The organism is Rhodoluna sp. (assembly GCF_049276775.1).
In the GTDB taxonomy this organism is placed as follows: Bacteria; Actinomycetota; Actinomycetes; order Actinomycetales; family Microbacteriaceae; genus Rhodoluna.
Genome location: NZ_JBASXC010000089.1, coordinates 1 through 2,063 on the forward strand (window position 1 = coordinate 1; position 2,063 = coordinate 2,063).

The 2,063-nt window shown below is 51.7% G+C and carries 2 protein-coding genes; one reads left to right on the forward strand and one right to left on the reverse strand.

The window, feature by feature from the left end:
* Positions 1-108 precede the first annotated feature (108 nt).
* Complete coding sequence (locus tag WAO31_RS05985; RefSeq protein WP_509591436.1) at positions 109-600, forward strand: PfkB family carbohydrate kinase; 492 nt, start codon at positions 109-111, stop codon at positions 598-600.
* On the opposite strand, the gene WAO31_RS05990 is transcribed toward WAO31_RS05985, so the two are convergent.
* Positions 597-2,063, reverse strand: a 1,467-nt coding sequence (locus WAO31_RS05990) for a sensor histidine kinase (RefSeq protein ID WP_509591433.1), incomplete at its 5' end; no start/stop codon positions are given. The two genes, WAO31_RS05985 and WAO31_RS05990, sit on opposite strands and share 4 nt — an antisense overlap.

Consider the following 2,063-nt stretch of genomic DNA (forward strand, 5'->3'; position numbering starts at 1 on the left):
TTGACGATGGCAATGCCTCCTGGAAACGCAGTTATCGAAACCTGGGCGAAAGCGTTCTTTAACCAGTAGCTACTAACCATTTCGCACGACATAAACGTTCGTCCGGCCCTGGGATTTGAGGTAGCAGAAGAGCGTGAGCGCGTAGAGCGCGTGAACTCCTTTTCTCACCTCATCAAAGCCTCCGACGACGACATCGCTTGGCTATACGGTTTGGAAGGTGCAGCAGATAGTGGCGGCGCAATTGACCAGATTGCCTGGGACTGGATTGGTGACACCGCGAAGATCGTGTTTGTCACCCGAGGCGGGGATGGCGTAAGCGTCTACCGCAGGGGCAACACCCGAATCGACGTTGCTTCCAGAAAAGTCCAGGTCCAGGACACCGTTGGTGCGGGGGATACTTTTTGTGCGAATACTCTGATTCAGCTTGAGCAACTTTCGGCTCTTGGATCAAAAGCCTTTGAGAGGCTCGAGAGGGTTTCCGATTCCGAGCTTTCTGAGATAGCTAGGGTTTCTGGGATTGCGGCCAGCATGGCCTGCGAGAAAACCGGAGCGGAGCCTCCAACGAAAGCTGAGCTAAAAGCTTTGCTTGCAACCCTCTAGTTCCAGTTGTCTTGACCCAAAACTATCTCGGCGTAGGAAACTGTTTTGTTTTCCACTCGGCTCTGGTTCCAGCTGAGACTTAGCTCGGTGAGAAGCTTAGAGCCAAAGCCCGGTTTAGCTCCGGGAGGAGCACCCTGACCGTCGTCGGTGACCTCAACCCCTAGGCGATATGGGTCAACTTTGAAAACTCGAAGCGACACTGTTTCCGCCTTGCCGTGCTTGATGGCGTTATTTATAAACTCTCTGGATATTTCGATCAGGGCTTCGCTGGCAAGCGGCTTGCGTAAGAGAGCTCGCTCGAGCTCTTCAGAAAATGAAATTGTGATCTGGGCAGCATCGGACCAGATCTCAACGATCTGCTCAAGCACAGTTGAGATTTCTTCACCCTCTAGGTTGTTCGGGTTGTTGAGTTTTTCAAGCGCGTCTTGAATATCTCTTTCCACCTCAACAACAAGCTCCGGTGTTGGTTCGGCCGTTTGGGAAAGCTTCATAGCCGATGCAAATAGGGCCGCTTGGACCGGGCCGTGCAGGACCGATGCGGTCCGGCGACGATTTAGCCAAAGCTCTTGACGGAGTGAGGCGTTTAGGATTTCGAGCTCCTGGTTCACAGCCGCCAGTTTCTCTGTGGTGGTTTTTCTCTGCAGCTGAGCAAACTGGGCTGCAAATGCGGTCCCTCCAACCACAGCTCCAAAAAGCAGCAGTGAATGAATCTGCTCAACGCTTACAGCCCAGTCCAGTAAGTCTGCAATCAGATATATGGGCGATAGTGAAATTGTGTAAATAACCGGAACGATTACGCAGGCCAATTCCGGTTTGATGGGAACAGACATTGTTAGTTTTTGTATTAGGCCTAGGCACAAAAACAAAGAGGCGAAAATGCTTGCGATAATCGAGAGTGCGCCCAACGGCTCTTCAAAGATAAAAGCTACCGGGGTAGAAATAACTGAGCTTATAAGCGCTGCCCAGAACGGAACCAAGAATTCCCCAAGCATTATTCGTTTCGGTATCGCAGCTTTTTCTTTCAGAACAGCTTTACCCGATACCGCCTCTAATTCATCGGTCGTGTCCGCCACCTCAAGACTCAGTGGTCGAACCACCTCGTCCACCGTTGATTGCAGAGAGTTGATTACTGCGATCGATGACTGCCCGGATAAATTAGCTTGGATTTTTGCTATCGCCGGATCAAGGAGATTTCTAACTTTACTTTGAAGTTCATCGCGCTGAATTTGGACCTTGGCCCTGATGCCAGCGGTTCTAATCTGCAAGCGGTAGCGCTCGTCGGCCAGTGCCGAGAGTGATTCTCTGTGTCTTTGGTAGTTCGAGGCCAAGACGGCTCCAACCGTGAGGGTTACAAAGGTGAATACCGGACCACCCAGAAGCCGATAGAACTCCTCGCCGGCCTGATGCTGTCCGGTGATAAGTTCGGCAATCAAAATAGTGACGCCCCTGAATGCCCCGGCGAC